The organism is Pseudomonas sp. NPDC047961 (assembly GCF_050272435.1).
Taxonomy (GTDB): Bacteria; Pseudomonadota; Gammaproteobacteria; order Pseudomonadales; family Pseudomonadaceae; genus Stutzerimonas.
Genome location: NZ_JBNNMD010000003.1, coordinates 359,838 through 384,415 on the forward strand (window position 1 = coordinate 359,838; position 24,578 = coordinate 384,415).

The 24,578-nt window shown below is 60.3% G+C and carries 16 protein-coding genes and 3 pseudogenes; 10 read left to right on the forward strand and 9 right to left on the reverse strand.

From position 1 onward, the window contains the following. The first annotated feature begins 89 nt into the window (after positions 1-89). The gene (locus tag ACQKIK_RS12475; RefSeq protein WP_499136157.1) at positions 90-803 is read left to right on the forward strand and encodes a 4'-phosphopantetheinyl transferase family protein; all 714 of its coding nucleotides are present in this window, start codon (positions 90-92) and stop codon (positions 801-803) included. A 125-nt stretch (positions 804-928) separates the two neighbouring features. Here the strand turns inward: ACQKIK_RS12475 and ACQKIK_RS12480 are convergent, their stop codons facing one another. Together ACQKIK_RS12480 and ACQKIK_RS12485 are read right to left on the reverse strand one after the other, a co-directional pair. Further along, positions 929-2,530, reverse strand: coding sequence for an ATP-binding protein (locus ACQKIK_RS12480; protein WP_499136159.1), 1,602 nt, complete (start codon positions 2,528-2,530; stop codon positions 929-931). Continuing rightward, positions 2,527-3,249: a response regulator gene (locus tag ACQKIK_RS12485; RefSeq protein ID WP_045431681.1), complete on the reverse strand. Its 723-nt coding sequence runs from the start codon at positions 3,247-3,249 to the stop codon at positions 2,527-2,529. Before ACQKIK_RS12485 ends, ACQKIK_RS12480 begins: the two co-directional genes overlap by 4 nt. A gap of 881 nt (positions 3,250-4,130) precedes the next feature. Between ACQKIK_RS12485 and ACQKIK_RS12490 the strand changes: the two genes are divergently transcribed. From ACQKIK_RS12490 to ACQKIK_RS12500, 3 genes are all read left to right on the forward strand, one after another. Next, a complete protein-coding gene (locus tag ACQKIK_RS12490) occupies positions 4,131-7,025 on the forward strand; it encodes a ribonucleoside-diphosphate reductase subunit alpha (protein WP_499136162.1) in 2,895 nt (964 codons plus the stop codon). 466 nt (positions 7,026-7,491) lie between these two features. After that, complete coding sequence (locus ACQKIK_RS12495; protein WP_499136163.1) at positions 7,492-8,742, forward strand: ribonucleotide-diphosphate reductase subunit beta; 1,251 nt, start codon at positions 7,492-7,494, stop codon at positions 8,740-8,742. A 225-nt stretch (positions 8,743-8,967) separates the two neighbouring features. Next, positions 8,968-9,942: a TIR domain-containing protein gene (locus ACQKIK_RS12500; protein WP_499136164.1), complete on the forward strand. Its 975-nt coding sequence runs from the start codon at positions 8,968-8,970 to the stop codon at positions 9,940-9,942. Positions 9,943-10,321: 379 nt separating this feature from the next. Here ACQKIK_RS12500 and ACQKIK_RS12505 read toward each other — a convergent pair whose 3' ends face one another. Continuing rightward, the gene (locus tag ACQKIK_RS12505) at positions 10,322-11,029 is read right to left on the reverse strand and encodes a YkgJ family cysteine cluster protein (RefSeq protein WP_499136165.1); all 708 of its coding nucleotides are present in this window, start codon (positions 11,027-11,029) and stop codon (positions 10,322-10,324) included. 359 nt (positions 11,030-11,388) lie between these two features. Here ACQKIK_RS12505 and ACQKIK_RS12510 point away from each other — a divergent pair. Beyond that, positions 11,389-11,644, forward strand: a pseudogene (locus tag ACQKIK_RS12510) (transposase); the annotation flags it as partial. A gap of 2 nt (positions 11,645-11,646) precedes the next feature. On the opposite strand, the gene ACQKIK_RS12515 reads toward ACQKIK_RS12510, so the two are convergent. The 3 genes from ACQKIK_RS12515 to ACQKIK_RS12525 form a co-directional block, all read right to left on the reverse strand. Further along, entirely contained in the window at positions 11,647-12,627 is a 981-nt protein-coding gene (locus ACQKIK_RS12515) for a DMT family transporter (RefSeq protein WP_499136167.1), read from the reverse strand. Next, positions 12,624-13,292, reverse strand: coding sequence for a TetR/AcrR family transcriptional regulator (locus ACQKIK_RS12520; protein WP_499136169.1), 669 nt, complete (start codon positions 13,290-13,292; stop codon positions 12,624-12,626). Before ACQKIK_RS12520 ends, ACQKIK_RS12515 begins: the two co-directional genes overlap by 4 nt. Positions 13,293-13,396: 104 nt before the next feature. Next, complete coding sequence (locus ACQKIK_RS12525) at positions 13,397-14,302, reverse strand: LysR substrate-binding domain-containing protein (protein ID WP_499136170.1); 906 nt, start codon at positions 14,300-14,302, stop codon at positions 13,397-13,399. A 117-nt stretch (positions 14,303-14,419) separates the two neighbouring features. Here ACQKIK_RS12525 and ACQKIK_RS12530 point away from each other — a divergent pair, with 117 nt between their 5' ends. Then, positions 14,420-15,142 (forward strand): FMN-dependent NADH-azoreductase, encoded by a 723-nt coding sequence (locus tag ACQKIK_RS12530; protein WP_499136172.1) that lies wholly within the window; start codon positions 14,420-14,422, stop codon positions 15,140-15,142. 247 nt (positions 15,143-15,389) lie between these two features. Here the strand turns inward: ACQKIK_RS12530 and ACQKIK_RS12535 are convergent, their stop codons facing one another. Next, entirely contained in the window at positions 15,390-16,307 is a 918-nt protein-coding gene (locus ACQKIK_RS12535; protein ID WP_499136173.1) for a hypothetical protein, read from the reverse strand. Positions 16,308-16,626: 319 nt separating this feature from the next. Next, positions 16,627-17,646 carry a sterol desaturase family protein gene (locus ACQKIK_RS12540; RefSeq protein ID WP_127839732.1) on the reverse strand — a complete coding sequence of 340 codons (1,020 nt, stop codon included), beginning with the start codon at positions 17,644-17,646 and terminating at the stop codon, positions 16,627-16,629. A 355-nt stretch (positions 17,647-18,001) separates the two neighbouring features. Here ACQKIK_RS12540 and ACQKIK_RS12545 point away from each other — a divergent pair, with 355 nt between their 5' ends. From ACQKIK_RS12545 to ACQKIK_RS12560, 4 genes and pseudogenes are all read left to right on the forward strand, one after another. Further along, the gene (locus ACQKIK_RS12545; RefSeq protein WP_499136175.1) at positions 18,002-18,901 is read left to right on the forward strand and encodes a DMT family transporter; all 900 of its coding nucleotides are present in this window, start codon (positions 18,002-18,004) and stop codon (positions 18,899-18,901) included. A gap of 457 nt (positions 18,902-19,358) precedes the next feature. Continuing rightward, positions 19,359-20,414: pseudogene (locus tag ACQKIK_RS12550) on the forward strand (cache domain-containing protein); the annotation flags it as partial. Between the two features lie 393 nt (positions 20,415-20,807). Then, a pseudogene (locus ACQKIK_RS12555) lies at positions 20,808-21,326 on the forward strand (methyl-accepting chemotaxis protein); the annotation flags it as partial. A gap of 189 nt (positions 21,327-21,515) precedes the next feature. Continuing rightward, a complete protein-coding gene (locus tag ACQKIK_RS12560; RefSeq protein ID WP_045425545.1) occupies positions 21,516-21,863 on the forward strand; it encodes a cupin domain-containing protein in 348 nt (115 codons plus the stop codon). Positions 21,864-22,075: 212 nt separating this feature from the next. Here the strand turns inward: ACQKIK_RS12560 and katG are convergent, their stop codons facing one another. Continuing rightward, positions 22,076-24,307 (reverse strand): catalase/peroxidase HPI, encoded by a 2,232-nt coding sequence (gene katG / locus ACQKIK_RS12565; protein WP_499136176.1) that lies wholly within the window; start codon positions 24,305-24,307, stop codon positions 22,076-22,078. Positions 24,308-24,578: the final 271 nt, after the last annotated feature.

A 24,578-nucleotide genomic window follows, 5' to 3' on the forward strand; every position in this document is an offset into this window, starting at 1 on the left:
GTGCGAGCTTGCTCGCTAACAGTCCCATTTACAGGGGAAGTGCACCGCCGGGACTGCGCCGGGCCCGGCCCTGAGGCAAACTAACGCCCATGACTTCTACCCTTTATCACCCGGCCTGCTGCTCGCCCCTGAGCGATCACTGGCCGCTGCCGCTCGCCTTGCCCGGCGTGCAGTTGATCAGCACCCGCTTCGACCCGGCCCTGCTCGACCCCGAGGATTTCACCCGCTGCGGCGTGCCAGGCATGACGGCGGTGAGCAAACGCCAGACCGAATTTCTCGCCGGCCGTCTATGCGCTTGCGAAGCCTTGCGCCGAGCGACCGGCACACCGTGCGTTCCGGCTGTAAACGAAGACCGCTCGCCCTGTTGGCCTGCCGGAGTGGTCGGTTCGATCACCCATGGCGCCGGCTGGGCTGCGGCCGCAGTGGCGCGGCGCGAGCAGTGGCGCGGCATCGGGCTGGATGTAGAGAAGCAGATCCCCACCACACGGGCCGACCGCCTGGTCGCTGAAATCCTCACCCCATACGAATTGGAAGGTTACGCCGCTCTCGACGACACCCAGCGCGCCCTGCGCGTCACCCTGACCTTCTCCCTCAAAGAAAGCCTGTTCAAGGCGCTCTACCCGCTGGTGAACAAGCGCTTCTATTTTCAGGAAGCCGAACTGATTCATCACGACAGCAGCGGCTACGCCCGCCTGCGCCTGCTTACTGATTTATCCGGAGACTGGAAGACCGGCGCTGAGCTGGACGGCCAGTTCGTCCAATTCGATGACTACCTGCTAAGTCTTGTAAGCATTCCGGCCTGATCTTCACAGCCAAGCGCAAACCCATCGCGAGTCGCCTCAATCCGACTCGGGAGGCTAATGTTTACTCAGCCCAGTGCGGGTAACCCAACGACCTTTCAGTAAGCGCAAGGGGCCGATCCCAACGGCTACTTCACCCGCTTGCGCGGCCAGACCAGAGTGAAACGCGCGCCGCCGAGCTCGCTGTGCCCAATCTGCGACCGGCCGCCGTGCCAGTAGGTAATCCGCCGGACGATGGACAGGCCCAAACCATGCCCGCCGGAAGCACGGGTGCGGCTGTCATCCAGGCGCAGGAAAGGTGCAAAGACCTTCTCCCACGCTTCCTCGGGTACGCCTGGGCCGTCATCGTCGACCACCAGCTTCGCCCGGTCAGCATCGATGACGAAGCTGACTTCAACCCGCGTTTCGGCGTGGCGCATGGCGTTGCTGATCAGATTGCTCAAGGCGCGGCGCATATAGTGTGGCTCGGCATCGACCACGCTGCTCCCGTCCAATGCCGGTTTACAGGGCCCGCGCTCGACCAACACCGCCGGGCGCAACGGTGCCAGTTCCCCGATCACCTGATCGACCAGCGCGCTCAAATCGACCGATTGGAACGTCAGCTCCGGCGACCCTCGCTCGAGGCGCGTGTAGACCAGCATCTCGTCCACCAGTCGATCCAGATCGTCGATGTCGCCGTCCATGTCTTCCAGATAGCGGTGGCGTGCTTCCGGCGTCTGCGCCGAGCCGGCCATCTCCAGGCCGAAACGCAACCGGGCGACTGGCGTTCGCAGCTCATGGGCTACCGCGCTGACCATCTCCCGCTGCACCGCGAGCAAGCGCTGCAGATGGCTCGCCATGCCATTGAAGGCCTTGGCCAATCGCCCCACCGAATCGGTGCCGGCATCCGGCACGCGCGCTTCCAGCTGGCCGGTCGCGATGCGCGTGGCAGCGCGCTCGACGCTTCGCAGACGCCGCTCCAGCTGGCGCACCAGCAGATACACGGTCAGCCCGATCAGCGACAGACCCAGCACACCGATCAAAATCAGCAGCTCGGGCGGATAGGGATTGAGCTGACGCAGCGGCCCCAGCGACATGATCCAGGGGGTTCCGGCAATTGCTGCGAACACCCGGATGGCCTCGCCGCCGTTGACCAGCGCCATCACCGTGTCCCCTTCATCCAGCCGGCGCCGCTGATCATCATCGAGACTGGCGCTGTCGCGGGTCAGCAGCTCCAGCGGGTAGCCGAAACCGCGCGCCGCCTTCAGTTCGGCCAGGCGCTGGGGTTGTTCGGCTTCGGGGTAGCGAATCAGCTCGTCGATCAGCAGATAGATGGTGGCGCGTGCCAGCTGCTCGCTGAGCTGCTCGACCTCGCCGGTCAGCGCCAGACGGTCTTCAGCACTGACCAGGGAATAGATCGTCACGCTGCCAGGGCGGATCTGCTCCACCAGAACCTGACCGCGCAACAGTCGCGTTTCCAGGCCGCTCTCGAGCCTGATGTCCTCCAGGGTTCGCACGCGCAGCGGTATGCCCAGCAGCCGCCCCCAGAGGTTCGCCGCCTGGCGCCGCTCGATGGGCGTCATGCTGCTCATGTTGTGCGCCATCAGGCGAAAGGTACCGGCCGCCAGCGCCTCGCGATGCTGATCGGCCCGGACCTGATTGAGCAGATGCAGACCACCGGCGCCCAGCAACCCCACCAGCACCAGCACGGCGAGCATGCCGCCGTAGATGCGCAGGAAGATCGAATTCACTGCAGCGCTTCAGCCGCTTCGGAGACGAACAGGTAGCCCTTGCCCCGCACTGTCTTGATCAGGCGCGGGTGATCGGGGTCGTCACCAATCTTCGGGCGGATGCGTGAGATACGCACATCGATGGAACGGTCCTGCCCGTCATATTCGATGCCGCGCAGTTCAGAGAAGATCTGTTCGCGGGACATGATCCGTCCCGGGTTGGAGGTCAGCAGCCACAGCAGGTCGAACTCCGCGCCGGTCAGCTCGATGCCCTCCCCGCGCAACCAGGCCTCGCGCAACGCGTTGTCGACCACCAATGGGCCGTACTGGACGCGTTTCCCACCCACAGCTGATGGTGCCTCTGCCCCTTCACGCCGCCGCAGCAAGGCCCGGATGCGCGCCAGCAACAACCGCGGCCGCACGGGCTTGCAAACGTAGTCGTCAGCACCGATTTCCAGGCCGAGCACCTGATCGAGATCGTCGGCGCGCGCGGTGAGCATCAGGATCGGCCCGTCATAGCGATCGCGCACCTTGCGACAGATAGACAGCCCATCTTCGCCGGGCAGCATCAGGTCGAGCACCACCAGATCGGGACGCTCATTAATGATGCGTTCGGCCGCCTGGGCGCCGTCCGCCTCAATGGAGACCTGCATGCCGTTACTTTCAAGATACTCACGGGTCAGCTCGGCCAACCGCTGGTCATCTTCGACAATCAGGATGTTCCAAGACTCTTGATCCACCACGCGCCCTCCCGAGACACCGGCCGGCATTGTAGCGCCAGCGCATAGCCAGATGGCAGCGGTTGACATGCTCCGCTTGGCGCACGGCTTGGAAGAAACGAGGGAAGTTGCGCCCGGTGAGGACCGCTTCGCAGGACTGGCACATCGCTGCGCCCGGTCCGGCGCTAAGCAAAAGGCCATCACGTCTGCCCGCTCCGTCAAAATCAAGCCTTGCGGGCTGCAAAACGCAATAAATCCGTCTTTGACAAAACACCACATATAGTGTTTTCGCTTGAACGCCGCCGGGCATCCGAAAGCGCTGGCGAGCACGCATTTCATCTGAACATCGTGCAGCCCCGAAACGGCGCGGGCTGCGCCCTGATCGCGCACAGCTCACCCACATCTTATCCACAGGTTGTTCATTTCGAGCGCCTTGCGCTGTGTCTGAACCGCCACTATCGTGTCGCTCCAGGCGCCTTTTACCCCATATGTTGGGTGTCGAAAGCCAAACAGACACAAACGCCGAAAAAAGCAAGCAAAATAAATTCGCTCTGATTTTTACCCGGCCCGCGTCCGCACGGGCGCGATAGATCGTCGCCACAGACCGCGATCCTGCGCAGCCCAACGTTGATTTCGCTCAAGTCCAGCAGTAGCGTATGCGCCAAGCGCGTCACACTACATGTTGTGTTTTGAGGTTGTGATCTTCACAACGCCTGACTATGCTTCGGCACATTCGATTCGCCACCTCAGGTGCCGGATCGTTTCCAGTTTTGAGTCACCCATGGGCCGGTTCGCCGGGGCATGGTTCATGCAATACGAGACACGCAATACAGATCAGGGCCGCCCACGAAGCGAGCCCGACACCTAACGTGCTACCGAGACAGAGAGAATCCGGAGACCCCATGCAGAACGAGTCCATTCGCGAGAACCCGCACGCCAACGACAGCACGCTGGACCTGGCCGCCACCGCGCCGGGCCAGCTGCGCGTGATCAAGCGCAACGGTACAGTCGTCCCTTACACCGATGACAAGATCACCGTCGCCATCACCAAGGCGTTTCTCGCAGTGGAAGGCAACAGCGCCTCCGCCTCGTCGCGCATCCATGACACCGTCGCGCGCCTGACCGAACAGGTCACCGCCACCTTCAAGCGCCGCATGCCCTCCGGCGGCACTATCCATATCGAAGAAATCCAGGACCAGGTCGAATTGGCCCTGATGCGTTCCGGCGAGCAGAAAGTCGCCCGCGACTACGTGATCTATCGCGAATCCCGTAGCCAGGAGCGCAAGCGCGGCGCAGTCGACGCACCGGTCGACGCGCATCCGAGCATCCGCATCAAGCGTGCCGACGGCAGCATGGCGCCGCTGGACCTGGGCCGCCTGAACACCATCATCACCGAAGCCTGCGAAGGCCTCGAAGAAGTCGATGGCTCGCTGATCCAGAAAGAAACCCTGAAGAACCTCTACGACGGTGTCGAGCAGACCGACGTCAACACCGCCCTGGTGATGACCGCCCGGACCCTGGTCGAGCGTGAGCCGAACTACTCCTACGTCACCGCCCGCCTCTTGATGGACACCCTGCGCGCCGAAGCCCTGAGCTTTCTGGAAGTCGCCGAGTCCGCCACCCATCACGAAATGGCTGACCTCTACGCCAAGGCGCTTCCCGCTTATGTGGCCAAAGGTGTGCAGTTCGAGCTGCTCGACCCGCGCCTGAAGGAATACGACCTGGCCAAGCTGGGCGCCGCGATCAACCACGAGCAGGACCAGCAGTTCACCTACCTCGGCCTGCAGACCCTCTACGACCGTTACTTCATCCACAAGGATGGCGTGCGTTTCGAGCTGCCGCAGATCTTCTTCATGCGCGTCGCCATGGGCCTGGCCATCGAGGAAGAAAACCGCGAAGCCCGTGCCATCGAGTTCTACAACCTGCTGTCGTCCTTCGACTACATGGCCTCCACGCCGACCCTGTTCAACGCCGGCACCCTGCGTCCGCAGCTGTCCTCGTGCTACCTGACCACCGTGCCGGACGACCTGGGCGGAATCTACGACGCCATCCGCGATAACGCCCTGCTCTCCAAGTTCGCCGGCGGCCTGGGCAACGACTGGACCCCGGTGCGCGCACTGGGCGCCTACATCAAGGGCACCAACGGCAAATCCCAGGGCGTCGTGCCCTTCCTGAAAGTGGTCAACGACACCGCCGTTGCGGTCAACCAGGGCGGCAAGCGCAAGGGCGCGGTCTGCGCCTACCTGGAAACCTGGCACCTGGACATCGAGGAATTCCTCGAACTGCGCAAGAACACCGGTGACGACCGTCGCCGCACCCACGACATGAACACTGCCAACTGGATTCCGGACCTGTTCATGAAGCGCGTCTTCGACGACGGCAAGTGGACCCTGTTCTCGCCAAGCGAAGTACCCGACCTGCACGACCTCACCGGCAAGGCCTTCGAGGAGCGCTACGAGTACTACGAAGCCCTGATCGAATACGGCAAGATCAAGAACTACAAGACCCTGCAGGCCAAAGACCTGTGGCGCAAGATGCTCTCCATGCTGTTCGAAACCGGCCACCCATGGCTGACCTTCAAGGACCCGTGCAACCTGCGCAGCCCGCAGCAGCACGTCGGCGTGGTGCACAGCTCCAACCTCTGCACCGAGATCACGCTGAACACCAACAAGGACGAGATCGCCGTCTGCAACCTGGGCTCGATCAACCTGCCGCGCCACATCGTCGACGGCAAGCTGGACACCGCCAAGCTGGAGCGCACCGTGCGCACCGCCGTGCGGATGCTCGATAACGTCATCGACATCAACTATTACTCGGTGCCGCAGGCGCGCAACTCCAACCTCAAGCACCGCCCGGTGGGCCTGGGCATCATGGGCTTCCAAGATGCGCTGTACCTGCAGCACATCCCTTACGGCTCCGATGCCGCCATCGACTTCGCCGACAAGTCCATGGAAGCGGTCAGCTACTACGCCATTCAGGCCTCCTGTGACCTGGCCGACGAGCGCGGCGCCTACGAAACCTTCCAGGGTTCGTTGTGGAGCCAGGGCATCCTGCCGCTGGATTCGCAGCAGATCCTCATCGAAGCGCGTGGCCAGAAGTACATCGACGTCGACCTGACCGAGTCCCTGGACTGGGCCCCGGTGCGTGCCCGCGTCAAGAATGGCATCCGTAACTCGAACATTATGGCGATCGCACCGACCGCGACCATCGCCAACATCACCGGCGTGTCGCAGTCCATCGAGCCGACCTACCAGAACCTGTACGTGAAATCGAACCTCTCGGGCGAATTCACCGTGATCAACCCCTACCTGGTTCGCGACCTCAAGGCGCGTGGCCTGTGGGACGCGGTCATGATCAACGACCTCAAGTACTACGACGGTTCCGTGCAGCAGATCGAGCGCATCCCGCAGGAGTTGAAAGACCTCTACGCAACCGCCTTCGAAGTGGAAACCAAGTGGATCGTCGACGCCGCCAGCCGCCGCCAGAAGTGGATCGACCAGGCCCAGTCGCTGAACCTCTACATCGCCGGCGCCAGCGGCAAGAAGCTGGACGTGACCTACCGCATGGCCTGGTTCCGTGGCCTGAAAACCACCTACTACCTCCGTGCACTGGCCGCGACCAGCACCGAGAAGTCCACCGTCAACACCGGCAAGCTCAACGCCGTGTCCAGCGGTGGCAACGGCAGCGCCAGCCCTGCTCCGGCGAAAGCTGCACCAGCGCCAGAAATGGCCGCCGGCCCAGCACCGGTTCCAAAAGCGTGCGCGATTGATGAACCAGACTGCGAAGCCTGCCAGTAAGTAGTAGAAAGTCGCGGTCCCCAGAGCGGACCGCGCGTTGTTGCCCGGCAGGCCGGCCCCCATCACGTACATGCGTACGCTCAGGGGCTCCGACCTGCCAGGCGCCTAGCGCTGCCTCGCTCTGGAAACCGCTTACACCGAGCCACCGCTGCGTCTGCTGTTGATTAGCTTTTCGTAGGAGCGAGCTTGCTCGCGATCCACTATCCGCCAACTCCCGATCCGAGTTAGTGCAATAGCCAGAGGCCAGCCCTGATCCAGTCCCCTCGCCTCCCCGGGGAGAGGGCTAGGGTGAGGGGCAGCCCACTAGACAACACAAAGGCCGGGCCCAAACCCCGACCTTGATACAGAACACAAAGGGCGCAGGGCACCACCACCCTCCCCCAACAAAACACCCGCTTTTGCGTGCAAACCAAAAGCCCAAACACTTCCGACCGGCCACGACCGGTCCCCAATCAGGAGAACCGCCATGCTGAGCTGGGACGAATTCGACGAAGAAGACACCACCACCGCCACGCAGGCCGCCCCCCAAGCCGCTGCTGCAAATACTGACGCGCCGGCCAAGCTCGACAAGGACGCCGCTGGCTCCGTCGAAGAAGCCCGCGCCGTTGCCGCCGATGACTCCGCTGCCGTCGCTCGCGCCAAGAAAGCCCTGGACGACCTCGACATCCAGGAAGGCCTCGACGAACTGGAAGGCGAATCCGCCCGCGTTCACGTCGGCGACAAGCAGATGATCAACGCCCGCGCCGACCTCAACCAGCTCGTACCCTTCAAGTACGACTGGGCCTGGCAGAAGTATCTGGATGGTTGCGCCAACCACTGGATGCCGCAGGAAGTGAACATGAACGCCGACATCGCCCTGTGGAAGACGCCGGACGGCCTCTCCGAGGACGAGCGCCGCATCGTTAAGCGCAATCTCGGCTTCTTCTCCACCGCCGACAGCCTGGTCGCCAACAACCTCGTGCTGGCCGTGTACCGCCTGATCACCAACCCCGAGTGCCGCCAGTACATCCTGCGCCAGGCCTTCGAAGAGGCGATCCACACTCACGCCTACCAGTACTGCATCGAATCGCTGGGCATGGATGAAGGCGAGATCTTCAACATGTACCACGAGATCCCGAGCGTCGCGAAGAAGGCCTCCTGGGGCCTCAAGTACACCCGCTCGATCTCCGACCCGACCTTCCAGACCGGCACCGTCGAGACGGATAAAGAGTTCCTGCGCAACCTCATCGCCTACTACTGCGTACTGGAAGGCATCTTCTTCTACTGCGGCTTCACCCAGATCCTCTCCATGGGCCGCCGCAACAAGATGACCGGCACCGCCGAGCAGTTCCAGTACATCTTGCGCGACGAGTCCATGCACCTGAACTTCGGCATCGACGTAATCAACCAGATCAAGATCGAAAACCCACACCTGTGGGACGCCGCCATGAAGGACGAAGCGACCCAGATGATCCTCCAGGGTACGCAGCTCGAAATCGAATACGCCCGCGACACCATGCCCCGTGGCGTCCTCGGCATGAACGCCTCGATGATGGAGGACTACCTCAAGTTCATCGCCAACCGTCGTCTGACGCAGATTGGGTTGAAGGAAGAGTATCCAGGCACCACCAACCCGTTCCCGTGGATGAGCGAGATCATGGACTTGAAGAAGGAGAAGAACTTCTTTGAGACGCGGGTTATTGAGTATCAGACGGGTGGGGCGTTGAGCTGGGATTGATACTGGCCTACTCGCCGAAGAGTTAAGAGCGCTTTACCTGAAATGGATATTTGGGGTTGCGATTAGAAAGTCTAAGAGCCCCGCCTTGTGCGGGGCTTTTTTTTGAGCTAAAAAATACCGTCAAATTTAGTTAATACTTAAAACGGTGCATTACATAGACAGGGCAATATCGAACCCCACCCTATAAAAATGCAAAAACCAGCACAACCACTACAGCCGTGAATTATGAACTCAGAAGAACGGAAAAAAGTATCTGTTATCTCCAAGTATGCAATTGACTCTTTCAACGAAGGTGACTGGCTGACGCTAGGCCAAATCACCGGAAAAATTAAGGAAATAACAGGCCACGGAAGATTACTTAGGTCACTGAGCTTCGGCGATGATGATTACAACTCTTGCGTAGCAGAAATATTGAACTCTGTTTTCTCAGAGGACTCGAGCCTAATACATGAAGTCGTAGATTATTTTGATATAGATTTATGGTATCAACAAAAATATCCTGAAAAATACAAAAGAGTTTTTGTCGAAGCTAAAATTACAAATGCTGATTTCTGGACAGAAGGATATATAAGACTTTTTGTGAGTCATCTGTCATCGAACAGAGCAAGAATGTCCGCGCTCAAGACATCACTAGCGCACTGGGGAATATGTGCCTTTATTGCTCATGAAGACATTGAAGCCTCTAGAGAATGGAGAGATGAAGTAGAGGCAGGACTAGAGACCATGGAAATCCTTGCCGCAGTTGTGGAACCTGGTTTTAAAGAGTCTGACTGGTGCGCGCAGGAAGTCGGATATGCGCTTGGTAGAAAAATAGATATCATTCCTCTTCGTGCAGGATTGGATCCGTTTGGTTTTTTTGGGAAGTTCCAAGGAATCCCTATAAGTGGAAAAATCCCAGAAACCGTAGCGAACGAAATTGCCAAGTTACTATTTAAGAAACCAAAACATAGAGAGCGATGCATACAAAGCCTAGGCAGAGCGCTTCTCCTCCAAGAATCAAGTAAAAAAATTAGTTTAATAGCAACTTTTGATGAATGGTCTGTGGCGACAGATGATCAAATTAAAAACCTGCTAGAAATCGCCTCGCTTTCAATGCACGAGCAAATTGAACTTAAAAACATTATCGCTAGGGTTGGCGCTTATAAACCACAAGCTTCGACCCCAGATTACTCACAATTTGATGACGACATTCCCTTCTAGCGAGGTAGCCTGGAAGAAACGCGTGGAAAAGGCTTCGCCGTTTTCCACCCTATCTCCGGCAACGTCGATGCGTCGGCGGTGTGGGCGGGCGTGATGGCGTAGGGTGGATAACGCTTCGCTTATCCACCGAAACCAAAGCACCGCAACACAACACAACACAACACAACACTCAAGGATGAGCCACTATTGATCGTTGCCACGCTCTGCGTGGGAACGTAGCGCCAGACGCTCCGCGTCGATCAGGCAGTTGGCCTAACCTGATAAGCAGTCCCCTAACACGCTGAATCCGTAGCAGCGAACTCCAAGCGTCCACTACAACGTCCCATGCAGAGTGCGGAACCGCTCGCGGCCGGATGGGTGTTGGTGTTATGCATTCCCCCTACTCGGTCAACGGTGATTCGCGATCACAAGTAGCCTGCAAGAAAGCACTCTCTCTGCGGCTGAAGCGCTTCTTACACTCGGGATCGGTGATGGCTTCATGTAACCCTGCAATGAGCTCATAAGCTCCTGCATCGTAACCATTACGCGCCAACGCAGCCTCAAACCCTTGGATATGGGCACCAGAGCTGTATCCACGTACAGGCAGGTGGCTAACGGGCCCAACAACTATTTCTGGATTATCGTACTCGTCAATACAGATTTGGGTATCCCAGGAATGGTGCCCACGACAGCGCAATGGCCGCGCGGCATAAGCGATACACTTGTTATCCTGCAACGCAGGACAGGCGACGTTGGTTCTCATATGCACTTCACGGGACAGTGGGCGCACCACTTCCGCTGCATCGCGGACGCGCTGCTCGAATTCCTGATAGGCCGTTTTATCTAAAGCCGTCTGCAGGTAGTCGATCAGGCCAAATATCTCTACTGGAGACGCAACCACACGGATGTAGCAACAGTACGAGCAACCGGTTTGGCAGGCTACCGCTCGGTCATCAAGGCTAGCGGAAGCTTGCAGCACATCTTCATACCGACGCAATGTTGCGCGCCTGGCGTTTTCGGGACCAATACGTTGGCATGCGACAACCGAAGCGAGGTGCTCTTTTTCCGCGATGCCTCGTGATCTGGCGATAAGGTCTATTTCGTTCATGGCATCTCCTCTCAGACTGTGTGCTTCTCTTCCCCGCCCGATCTCTTATAGCGATGCCCGGCGTGTTGGAAATCAGTCATGTCCCTGTCGATGAGAGAGTAAACCTGAGTTTTCACACCTTGATAGTAAAGTTTTGATCGTTCCCACGCTCTGCGTGGAAACGCAGCGAGGTAGCCTGGAAACGACGCGTGGAAAAGGCTTCGCCGTTTTCCACCCTACGCTCCGGCAACGTCGATGCGTCAGGGTGAGGTCAGGTGAAATGACGAGGGTGGATAACGCTTTGCTAATCCACCGATACGGACCCTCCCACCAACACAACGCTCAAGGATGAGCCGCCATGTCCCGATTCCCGCGCCGATGTGCCAGGTGCCACCTCTCTTCACGGTCAATCTGCGTAACCGTCGACGCGAGCTACTCGGTCCGCCATGTCGATCTGCTAGGCGAAACTGTCCGCGCCACCTAAGACCGGCCCCCGTCCATATCGATGCCTGGGTCGTCCTGCCTGATCACATGCATTGCATCTGAACACTACCGGACGGCGATGCCGCTTTAGCGCTGCGCTGGAAGATCACCCAGTATTCGTTTGCAAGGCGGCTGCCGAATACGCACTGGCTGCATCAGGTCGCCGTTTCGTTCGCCAGGGAACCATCGATGCTGTATGCGCGAGCCTGCCTGCGATAGAAGGCTTGAATGGCCCATACCACCCCGCAAAAGAGCAAGCCTGTCCCGATGGCTTCGGTGGGAGCGGGCCAGCGGTCGTGAACGAGCAGGCCAAGTGCGGTTGCATAGAGCGTTTGGCTGGCAATCAACTGCGCGCTGAGCGCCAGAGGCAGACGCCGGGTTGCGACAGACCACGCCCAGGCACCGGCAAGCGTCGCGCCGAATCCTTGGATCAACCCGCATATAAAGAGCGCATCTGTACCAACCAACCCGCTTGGTTGGCTGGCGTAATTGGAAAGCTTCAGATACAGCCCCACCGGGATGAAAGCCAGCATCTCTACGCTGCACATAAAAATCAGCATGGCGGACCAGAGCATGGGTGACATGCCTGGGCGTCGGGCCAGGGCGCTTTCGTTCAACAAGCCGAAGCCAGTCCAGGAGGCGATTGCCAGCAGGGAAACCAACAGCCCAAGCAGTATCGAACTGGTAGAGCGCATTTGCGTTGCACTGCTGAAATCAAACACGCTCAAGTTGACCAGGCCTATACCCAAAGCCGCCACCATCAATGGTCCGGCAATGGCGCGCCAAGGCACGCTGGCGCTGCGCATGTTGCCAGCAATAGCGAGAACGATGGGTACCGAACCCATCATCACTGGAGGGATCACCGGCCCGGCTGCCAAAACGGCGGTGGTAATCAGAAAGAAATAGCCGATGTAGCCAAGAAATCCCAATAGCGCGGCCCATGCCCAATCAGTCAATTTGAGTTTCTTGACTTCGCTTCGATATACGAACAGAACAAGCAGGCTACCCAGCCCGGCGAAGCCATAGCTCACAACAGCAAGATCGAAGAGGCTGTATTCGCCAATCAGGCTTGGAAAGATATACAGCAGCGACCAGGAAAACGTGGCGGCGATGGCAGCAAGCAATCCCACTTTCATGCGCTCTGCTCCTGCTGGCGTTGCGCTGTGATCCAGCAAAGTGCCATGCGTCTTGCTGTGTCGAACTGCTTTGTGGTCTCGCCCATGGCGCCGCTGACAAAACTGCCTTCTAACAAGATGAACAGCCCATCGACAACCGAGGTCGGGTCGCTAACGCCTGCCTTGATGGCCAGTGCAACGAGGTTGTCACGAATCCCTTGCTTATGGCGACTCACGGCCAAACGCACCGGGTGGCTACACGATGGGAATTCGGCTGCGCTGTTGACGAACACGCAGCCACGGCCGCTGTCGCGCATCAGAAAGCGCTCATACAAATCGAAGAACGCAAGCATGCCGCTAATCGGTTCGGCATGCTTCGCCAAGGTGCTCACCACCTCTTCACGCCAACGACGGTCACGTTCATCAAGGCACGCCACGATCAGCGCATCCTTGGAAGGGAAATGACTGTATAGCGTCATTTTGGTCACGCCCGCCAACGCTGCGATCGCCACCACACCGGTAATGTGGACGCCCTGCGAGACAAAGAGAGTTAGCGCGGCATCAACCAGGCGCTTACGGGTTTTATCCATTTGTGAACCCTCCGACGTGGGTGTGTCGTTGACTATACCGACCGGTAAGTTTTGATAGACACCAATCACGACCCCAATGCCGGGCAGATACGACATGGGAGGCAAGCGGGACACAGCCACAGACAGCGAGGTAGCCTGGAAGTGACGTGTGGAAAAGGCTTCGCCGTTTTCCACCCTACAGCTGCAAGGCGCTGGCGGCGTCAACCCCCCACTTCACACAACCCACCCGGCACCTTCATGACCCACTCCCTCACCGCCAGCACCGTCGAATCATCTCGGCGGCTCTCCGGGTACACGAGGTGAAACGGCTTGCCCGGCATCTCCGGGCCGAACGGCTGCACCAACCGCCCTTCTCTTAATTCATCCTCGATCAACTGACGGCTCATCAGCGCCACGCCCTGCGCGCCGATGGCGGCTGAGATGGCGTGGGTCTCGTCGGAGAAGACCAGCCCGGCGCTGACGTCCAGCCCCGGCACGTTGGCGAGCTTTTGCCATGACGCCCAATGAATCGGAGCCGAGGCGGCACCCCGGGCGTGGAAGTGGATCAGCGGGTGGTTGGGCAGGTCGGCGACGTCGCGAAGGCCCAAAAGCGGGCTGCAGACCGGGACGAAGGTGTTGTCGATCAGCTTCTCGGCCACCAGCCCTGGCCAGCGCCCGTCGCCGTAGCGAATGGCGATATCCGCCGTAACGCCATCCAGCGCCACCGGCTCGTGCGAGGTCTGGAAGCGCAGGTCGATATCGGGATGCGAATCTCGTAGCAGGCAGACCCAGGGCACCAGCCAGCGCACGGCAATGGCCGGCGTGGTGCTGAGGGTGATCGCCTGCCGGCAGGGCCCCGCACTAAGGCGTTCGACCGTGGCGCTGATGCTGTCGAACGCGGTCTCCAGCGTCTGCTGCAGGTCACGGCCTTGGGCGGTGAGTTCCAGCTGCCGGGGTTTGCGCAGAAACAGCGCCACGCCGAGGGATTCTTCCAGCGAGCGAATCTGGTGACTGATGGCCGTAGCGGTGACATTCAACTCCTCGGCGGCCTGCTTGGCGCTCTCGTGGCGGGCGGCGGCTTCGAAGGCACGTAGCGCAGAAAGCGAAGGTAACCAGCGGTGCGCCATGGCTGAGTTTTCCTCATCTGTAACCGAAAGAAATGGTCGTTTGTCGCCTATGCAGCCTAACCCTAGGCTGGATCTACCGCGAATGACAGATGAATTCAGTCACAGAGGAGACCCACCATGACGCACCTTCTGCACCTCGACGCCAGCGCCCGCCCCGGCTTCGCTGGCAAAGACGAGCACGGCTCCCACAGCCGTAATCTCACCCACCGTTTCGTCAGCCAGTGGCGAGCCCACCGCGCGCAGGACAGCGTGACCTACCGGGACATCGGGCAGAACCCGCCCTCCTACATCAGCCATGACTGGATCGCCTCCAGTTTCACGCCGGAAGAACGCCGTGAGCCTTGGATGACGGAAACATTGGCGGAAAGCGACCGGTTGGTCGATGAGCTAATTGCCGCCGATGTATTGGTCATCGGCACGCCGCTTTACAACTTCGGCATGCCCGCCGCACTGAAGGCCTGGATTGACCTGATCGTGCGGCCGGGCCGGACGGTCGAGGTCGACGAAACCAAACTACCTGAACCTTACGTACCTTTGCTGGCGGACCGACCACGGCATGCGGTCATCCTCAGCGCGAGGGGCGGCATCGGCTTTGGTCCCGGTGGGGAGATGGCGCACATGAACCACCTGGAGCCGAATCTGGTGACCGCACTTAATTTCATCGGCATCACCCGCATCCACCAGATCGCCATCGAAGGGCAGGAAACAGGCGGCGACGTGTTGGCGGCCTCGGTGGCCGAGGCGTTGCATCAGGTGGATGTGCTGGTGGCGGAGCTTCAGGGGACGCTTGACGCGACGCCTCTGAGCCAGCCCTACGAACGACAGGCTGAGGCTTGCTGAGCGCAAACTACGGAGCAGGTGCAGCAGGCGTTGGGCGATTCCAGCCTTGAAGACCAGCTCCAGACAAGGAGTCGCACGCTGCCGGCCAGCTTGCTGCAACGCCGCGTGCTCAGCGAGAGCTGTTCATGCGGCCACCGGTACTGCGCCGACGAAGCGCGCCAAACCGCTTCGATAGCCGCTGCAATTCTCCATCGGTTAAAAGCAAGAAGCCCGGCATTCGCCGGGCTGGGTGTCACTGCAGTCACTTTTACTTCTGAGTAACGGTAGCCATGTTGTTCGAACCAGCCTGGATGATAGAGGCCAGATCACCCACGCCAGACTGCATAGCGACAGCCATGTTGCTCACGCCGCTTTGAACGATATAGGCATCATTATCGGTGCCAGATTGGCCGATTTCGGCGTTGTTCGACTGACCGTACTGGTCGACATTGGCGTAATTGCCACTGCCTTTTTGCTCAATTTCAACGTCGTTGAATTCACCAGTCTGGAGAATATCTGCGACGGCCAAATCGCCTTGGGTAACGAGCAACTCGTTGCCCGTTCCGATCTGGTCGGCATTGACGATACCAGTATCTTTCTGGCTGACGGTGGCGACGTTGTCGTTACCGTTCTGAGATACGTCTGACAGGTTGTTATTACCGTACTGTCCGACATTGGCCTTGTTGTCGTTACCGGCTTGGGTGATATATGACCAATTTCCATTGCCACCTTGCTTCAGGGTGGCATCGTTGCTCAAGCCGTTCTGAGTCACCAAGGAGTAGTGGCCGCCGCCGCCACCGTGAGTAACCTCGGCGTTGTTGGCTTCGCCCGTTTGGAAAACGAGCGACGCGTTGTTAGCCGCAACCTGTTTGATCTCGGCGTTGTTCGCGATGCCAGATTGAGCGACCGTGGAGTCCGAGTTCACGCTGTTTTGTGAAACAGCAGCCGTGTTCAAATTGCCCGACTGGTAGACACCGGAACGGTTGTCGGAGCCAGCTTGATAGGTAGTACCGATGTTGCCTTCACCGTCCTGGAAGACCAGAGCGAGCTGGGCGCCGCCCTCCTGAGTCACGGTAGCTTGTTGATTGTTGCCATCCTGGTCTACGTAGGCTTCGCTGGACGCGGCCATGGCATTGGCAGCAGCGGCAGAGATAAGAAGGGCGAGCAGGGTCTTTTTATTGAACATGGTGTAGCTCCATTTGGGATAGTGGTTCACATCCTGTTCCCACAACCAATCCGCCGAGGATTGGGGAATACAGACCTGTTGCGGCGCGGCATGCGCAACATAGCCTGCGGCTTCTCCGCCAACCATAAACCGAACGGTTGAATCTAACTGCCTCGCGCCAGCTATCGAATTGCTAGGTGAAGTTGGGGGCGAGGGTGGCGAAGCTGCAGGCGGCGCTTGCCAGGGCGCCGGTGAGCTCCCATCAGCAGAGGCAGATCGAACCCGTCTAGCAACACAGCCGCCCCGTTCGCCCAGTTATGAGCAGAAGCCAGCGCCAATCTCAGGCGTCGGGAGCGCTGTTCGGCGTAATGAAGGCGCGCCGGCGGGATACGAGCTTGAGTGCCGTGTCCACGAAGGGCATCACGATCAGGCTGTAGAGCGTCAGGTAGCGATGCGAGTCGCGTTCGGCAGTGCCGAATTCGATGCGTTCCGGCACCAGGCTGGTGACGTAGAGGGTGCCGAACATCCAGTCCCACAGTGACAGGTTGGTGCTGAAGTTCTTGTGAAAATGCCGCGGGCCATCGCTGTGGTGAATCTGATGCTGGGCTGGGCTGTTGAAGATGTGTTCGAGGCGCGGCCCGAATGATAGCCATACATGGCTATGCCGCAGGTTCGAGGCCAGGCCGTTGAAGATGAATACCAGATAGGTCACGCCGAACAGGGTGTAGCGGCTGATCTCCCCGCCGCAGACATACCAGAACGCACCGGCATAGGCGCCGAGGAAAACCAGATCGACGAGCCTGCCGACTACTTTTTCCAGAAAATGGACGCGGCTCGCCGTCAGCGGAACCATCACCGGCGCCGAGTGATGGACCTTGTGAAACTCCCACAGCCAACTGCAGTGAAAGGCGCGATGAACCCAGTAGTGGGTGAAGTCGCTGATCAGGAATACGCCGAGCCCATACAGCAGCGCCAGCGACAGGTTGTGCCCGACCCGTGGCCGCTCGCCCCACAGGTTGGTGAAGAAGCTGATGTAGTCGCCCGAGCGGAGGATGTAGGGGTCAACCAGGCCTACGATGGGGACCACCAGTAACACCTTTATGACGCCGCGCACAAAGTAGTAGCGGTAATCGAGCAGGGCCGAACGGTGCAGGTGCACCCTATTCCCACCGATGAACTGCCAGAACGAGGGTGCGTCAGTCAGGCCGCGGCTCGATCGGAAGCGAAACAGGCCATAAGCGGTGGCGTAGGAGATGGCAAGAAACAGCACGCCGAGACGGCCATTCAGATCGAAAACACTGAGAAACTGCTCGATCAGCGGTTCGGCAAGGTAATGATGGAGGGATTCAAGAACGCCCATGGTCTGGCCGCCTCAAAAAATGAGTCGCGGATTATAGGGCCATGCGAAACGGCTCGTATATGCGAATCTTTATCAGCCGCAAGAACGGATAACTTGGCCTTCGAGGCGCTCGTGGGGAGAGATCTGACGGCGTGACATGCGCCGGCCAATACGGCCGCTTACGGATCGGCTGCCACGCCGCAGGGCAAGCAATAGCAGCCCCTGAAGTCGCGAACTGCAGTGTGCCGGGGCGCTTCTGGGCAGGTGCTTGGCGAACAAAGCAGCCATCATTGCCGCAGCGTCCGGACGCGGCTTAGAGGGAGGCCGCGCCAGGGCAACGACAGGCGCTGGGCAGCGGTAACCGGAGGAGCCACGATTGAACGATTCAACGCGCGGCCTGCTTCTGGTGAGCAGCGGCATCGTCGTACTCAGCTTCGATGGCCTGTTGGTGCGCCTGGCACAGGCCGATGGCTGGAGCATCGTGTTCTGGCGGGGCCTGTTGATGTTTCTGGCGCTGGGTGCGTTCTCGCTGTCGACCAAAAGCCGGGCGAGTCTTAAGGCTCAACCGCTGATCAGCGCCGCCTCGGCCTTGCTGTTGGCCTTTACTTCGATCTTTTTCGTGCTCGCGGTCATCCATACCACGGTGGCCAACGTGGTGGTCGTGCTCAGCACAGCGCCCCTGTTCGCCGCCCTGTTTACACGCTTTATCCTGGGCGAGTCGGTGGCGTTGCACACCTGGCTGGCCATCGGCGTGGCGGCGCTGGGGATCATGATTGTATTTGCCGGAGCCTTCACCCCCACCGATCTGGCCGGAAACGGTTATGCACTGTTGTCCTCGGCAGCAGTGGGCGCCAATCTCACCCTGCTGCGCCGCAACCCTGCCATCGAACGGATGCCCCTCATCGCGCTCGGCGGCCTGGCGGCTGCGGTGATCGCCTGGCCCAAGGCCGAGCCGTTGGGCCTGGGTACGACGAGCTATTGGGCGCTGGCAATCATGGGCCTGATCCAGATGCCGCTGGCCACGCTGCTGATCAATAACGCGACCCGCTATCTGCCGTCTGCCGAAGTCGCGCTCTTCTATCTATTGGAAAGCCTGCTGGGGTCGCTGTGGGCCTGGTATTTCCTGAACGAGACACCCGCAACCTCGACGCTTTATGGCGGCGCGCTGGTCATCGCGACACTGGTGGTTCACGCCGGACTGAGCCTGCGTCGGCGCCCCGCATCGCCCGGACCGTCCCGCCCCGGCGCGAAGCCTTGCCTGGTAGCGGACAAGTGACCGGCAAGGGAGACGCCATAAGCGCCGGGTGCCGCCTTTAAGTCGCTGCGGGACCGCGACCACTCCGGCCGCAGATCGGCCGCCGATAAGCGCCGAAGCGCGGAAGACTGAGCAGCGATAGCGGATCAAGACTTCACAGACCGATACGGCCCCTGGAGAAACTGCCGATGGCGCTTGGCTGAGCGCCCGTGAGGTGACGTGCATCGAAACACCCGGTGTCCCTGTATGCCGCGTCCTGGCGCAATAAGCGCATCGGACGGAAAAGTGCGGGGTCACCTCAAGGCTTGACAGACCCGTGCCGATAACGTCTTGCCGGCCGCGACTCGCCAGCGATCGATTCGACGAGGAATCGGGCGTGCGCGGCCGCGAAGCGCACTGGATTGCGCGAGGGTTCCCCGAGGGACGAAGCGCAGGTCGGCGTGGACGTCTTGATGAACTGGCCAGAGGCCGTTTAACGATGAAAATAAAACACAAACTGCTAGCAAGCTTTCTGGTCGCGACGCTCGTTCCGGTCCTTGTCGTCGCCCTGTTCACCATCCGCAACGTAACCGAGGAGGCCAAGGTCCAGTTTCAGGAAAGCAGCAGCCTGGACGTCCAGCTGGTGAACAATACCTTCGTGACCCTGTTCGATTCGGTCAGCCATACCGTGTCGGCCATGGCCGACTTTGCCGCCGTCCGGGACACCGAGGCTGGCGAGCTGACCACCTACTTCGGGTCACCCAGCAAACCCGGCGCCACCGCCACGGCCAATGGGGGTCGCGAAAAACAGATCTTCGATTACTTCTCCGGTATCGGTAACAACAACCCGAACTTCGGCTACGTCTACATGGGCGACGCCCAGGGTGGCTACGTAGAGTGGCCGGGCACCGCAGACTACGGCGACTGGGACCCACGCGGACGTCCCTGGTTTACCCTGGGCAAGGACGCCAATTTCCAGCTGACGCGCCTGGATGGCTATTACTGGGGACCGGACGACGCCGTCTACGTGTCGGTGATTAAAGCGTTCAAGGACCAGACTGGTAACTTCGCTGGGGTCGTGGCGACGGACGTGTCGCTCAAGGCACTGACCGACATGATCCAGAAAATCCGCTTCGGCGAGACCGGTTTCTTCATGCTTGTCGAGAACAGCGGAACCTTGCTGGTCGACGGCCACCAACCCGAGAACAACTTCAAGAAGCTCAGCGAGCTGCCAGGCGATTACGTCGCGAACATCGCGAACACAGAGAACGGCCTGATCGAGGTAAACATCGATGGCGTCGACTATCTGGCCAACGTCTTCACCTCGCCGACCCTGGGCTGGAAATTCATCGGCTTCATGCAGGTCGACGAAATCCTGGCCGGCGCGCGCAGGCTGGCGTGGCTGACGCTGGTGGCGTGCGCCGTGCTGGTGGTGCTGTTCGGTATCGCCGGGGTCATATTTGCCAACCGCATCGTCACTCCGATCAATCTGGTCAAGGACGGGCTGCGCACGATTGCCCAGGGCGAGGGTGATCTGACCCACCGCCTCCCCGTGCTGGCGCGGGACGAAACCGGGGAACTGGCCAAGTGGTTCAACCAGTTCATCGAGTCGACGCAGTCGATGATCACCGTCATCAAGGACAACGCGGTGAGCATCGACAGCGTTTCAAGCCAGACCAACGAGCGCACCACTGCCATGTCGGACAGCTTGCAGCGCCAGTCGAGCGCGGTGGAGCAGATCGTCACCGCCGTCACCGAGATGGCCTCGGCGGCCAACGAGGTGGCGCATAACTGTGTCAAGACGGCGGAAGTCTCCGCGCAGGGTCTGGACGCGACGCGCAATGGCAAGGAGGTGATCGCTCGCAGTACCGTAGGGGTGAACGATCTTGGCGCCAGCATTCAGAGTTCGAGCAAGGTGATTCGAGAGCTCGAGCGCGAAACGGTGAGCATCAACACCATCCTATCGAGCATCCAGCAGATCGCCGAACAGACCAACCTGCTGGCGCTCAACGCGGCCATCGAAGCGGCACGTGCCGGCGAACAGGGACGCGGCTTCGCCGTGGTGGCCGACGAGGTGCGTAATCTGGCCAGGCGCACTCAGGATTCAACCGGCGAAATCAACAAGATCCTCAACCTGCTGGTCAGCCGCATCAGCGAGGTGACCGCGAGCATGGATCGCAGCCTGACCGAATCGAGCAAAGCCATCGAGCTATCCGGTGAGGTCATGGGAGCGTTCGAAGAGATCGAGAATGCAGTCGAGATGATCCGTGACATGACCACGCAGGTCGCCACTGCCACCGAGGAACAGCATCTGGTCACCGAGGACATCAACCGGAACGTGGTGGCCATCAGCGACGCGGTTGCCCAAGTGTCGAGCCAGGCCTCGGAGGTCGAAAGCTACTCCCAGCAGCAGCGGCAACTCAGCAGCGCACTCCGGCAGTTGGTCGGACGCTTCCGCACGCAGTAACGCTTGAAGCGGCCAGCCCTTCGGGGCTGCCCCGCTCGGCTGTGACAGGGTTACGCGTTGGCAGAAGACGACCGCGTGCCCAACGACGCTCCTTGCGCTGATGGGCATCCCGGCGTCGACCCCAGACAACCGGCAAAGGCAGCGGCGCCCTATGGTAAGCGCCCGATCACGTCTTACCCGGAGCGCCCCATGGCCAACCCACCGATCACCGTACTGCGCGATACCCAGCCCATGCCTGTCGTCGATGCCTGCAAGTGGGAGCGAATCGAAGGCGAGCCGCACACCGTCAACCTCAACGCCTACACCTCCGATGACGGCAGCAAGATCATGGGGACATGGATCTGCACGCCCGGCAAATGGCGCGTGGAATACGTCAAATGGGAGTACTGCCACTTCCAGGAAGGCTACTGCATCATTACACCCGACGGCATGGCGCCCATCCACCTCAAGGCCGGGGACATCTTCGTGGTGGAACCCGGCATGACCGGCACCTGGGAAGTCGTCGAGACCGTCCGCAAGTACTTCGTGTTTGCCTGAATGACCGTGCGCAGGACGCGCATCGGCTTGGTGCTACGGCAGCGTCGGCCGAACAGCTGAGCTGTCCGCCAGCTGCGCGATGGGCGGGCCAGGACTGGACCGCCGGAAGGATCAAAAGAAGCCGCTCGCCGCGGGCAACCGCTATGGCCGCCCGCTCTGCGTCGAGGTGCATGACAGCGTCGGCGGCGCCTCGAAGGCGCCGCCTTATTGCCTTACGCTGAGAGCTTCTGGCTGAAATTATCGGCAGGTTTGCCGATGTCGAGCCGGTCCGCGTTCATCACCTTGTCCCAGGCTTTGACGAAGTCCTGCACGAACTTCTCGTTGCCGTCCGCCATGCCGTAAACCTCGGCCTGCGCACGCAGCTCCGATTGCGCGCCGAAGATCAGGTCCACGCGGGTGGCGGTCCAGGTGGGCTGACGGGTTTTGCGGTCGAGCCCCTGATAGCGGTTCTTGTGCTCGGTTGCGACCCACTCGTTCTGCATGCCCAGCAGATTGACGAAGAAGTCATTGGACAGTGTCCCCACGCGGTTGGTGAAGACGCCCTCCTGGCCGCCGTCCGCATTGGTGCCCAGTACCCGCATGCCGCCCACCAGCGCAGTCATTTCCGGCGCGCTGAGGCGAAGCAGGTGCGCCTTGTCGACCAGCGCTTCCTCGGGCGCCATGAAGTGCGACTCGTGGTAGTAGTTGCGGAAGCCATCGGCGACCGGGCGTAGCGCTTCGAAGGATTGCGCATCGGTCCACTCTTCCGAGGCATCCATCCGACCCGGTGTAAACGGCACGGTGACGTTCACACCGCCATCCTGAGCCGCTTTTTCGATCGCGGCGCAGCCGGCCAGCACGATCAAGTCGGCCATGGAGACCTTCTTGCCACCGGTTGCCGACGCGTTGAACTCGGTCTGGACCTCGGTCAGTTTTTCCAGCACACGTGCCAGCAGCGCCGGGTTGTTGGTTTCCCAATCCTTCTGCGGTGCGAAGCGGATACGCGCGCCATTGGCGCCGCCGCGCTTGTCCGAGCCGCGATAGGTTGATGCCGAAGCCCAGGCCACCGACACCAACTCGGACACGGAAAAGCCCAATCCCAGAATCTTCTGCTTCAGCGCAGCGATATCGGCATCATCGATCAGAGGATGGTCACACTCGGGAATCGGGTCCTGCCAGATCTGCGTTTCCTGCGGCACCAGCGGGCCGAGGTAGCGGCCAATGGGCCCCATGTCGCGGTGGGTCAGCTTGAACCAGGCCTTAGCGAACGCATCGGCGAATTCCTCCGGGTTCTCCAGGAAGTGCCGCGAGATCGGTTCGTAGATTGGATCGAAGCGCAGTGCCAGGTCGGAGGTGAGCATGGTCGGCTTGCGCTTCTTGTTCGAGTCGAACGGGTCCGGCATGACCTCCGGTGCGTCCTTCGCGACCCACTGGTGCGCGCCGGCCGGGCTCTTGGTCAGCTCCCATTCGAAGTTGAACAGGTTTTCGAAGAAGTAGTTGGACCACTGGGTCGGCGTCTGGCTCCAAATGACTTCGAGGCCGGAGGTGATGGCGTCTGCGCCCGCTCCGGTCTGGAACCGACTGCGCCAGCCCAGGCCCTGATCTTCGATCACAGCGCCTTCCGGGTCCGGGCCCAGCAAGGAGGGGTCGCCAGCACCGTGGGTCTTGCCGAAGGTGTGACCACCAGCGATCAGCGCGACGGTTTCGTAATCGTCCATCGCCATGCGGGCGAAGGTTTCACGAATGTCGATCGCCGAGGCTTTCGGGTCCGGGTTGCCATTCGGGCCTTCCGGGTTCACGTAGATCAAACCCATCTGTACCGCGCCGAGACCCGGGTGCAACTGGCGTTCGCCGCTGTAGCGCTCGTCGCCCAGCCAGGTGCCTTCCGGCCCCCAGAAGAGTTCTTCCGGCTCCCAGGTGTCGGCACGGCCGCCAGCGAAGCCAAAGGTTTTGAAGCCCATGGATTCCAGCGCCACGTTACCGGTGAGCACGTAGAGGTCGGCCCAGGAGAGGTTGCGCCCGTACTTCTGCTTGATCGGCCACAGCAGGCGCCGGGCCTTGTCCAGCGAGGCGTTGTCCGGCCAGCTGTTGAGCGGGGCGAAGCGCTGCTGACCGCCGCCGGCGCCGCCGCGACCATCGGTGATGCGGTAGGTCCCGGCACTGTGCCAGGCAAGCCGGATGAACAGGCCGCCGTAGTGGCCGAAATCGGCCGGCCACCAGTCCTGAGAGTCAGTCATCAGGGCATGCAGGTCAGCGATCACCGCGTCAAGGTCGAGGGATTTGAACGCGGCCGCGTAGTCGAAATCGCCGCCATAAGGATTGGAGCGCGGCGAGTGCTGGTTGAGTGAATTGAGGCTCAGTGCCTCGGGCCACCAGTCTTTATTACTCGGGCGTTTGCGTGGCGCACCCGCGCCGTGGCCGAACGGGCAGCCGCCACCAGTGTTTTCTCCAGTTTCAGCATTCATATTCTGCTCCTTAGGGTTGTCGTTGACGCGTTCGAGCGCCGCTGAACAGAACTTAGCAAACAGTCCCAGACAGCCTGAACGACATAATTAACGGATGTTTGTCGCCATAATCTTTAAAACGCTCTAAAAATGCTGCCATCAAGCGGCTTTATAGCGCGCCGCGGCATGCAAAGCGGTGAACAGCATATTTGCCTATCGCCACGATAGGTTTGCCCTCTATGTCACTGCGGGTAAGTGGGAATCCTTCTTCTGCGTCGTCGTTCACGTGTGA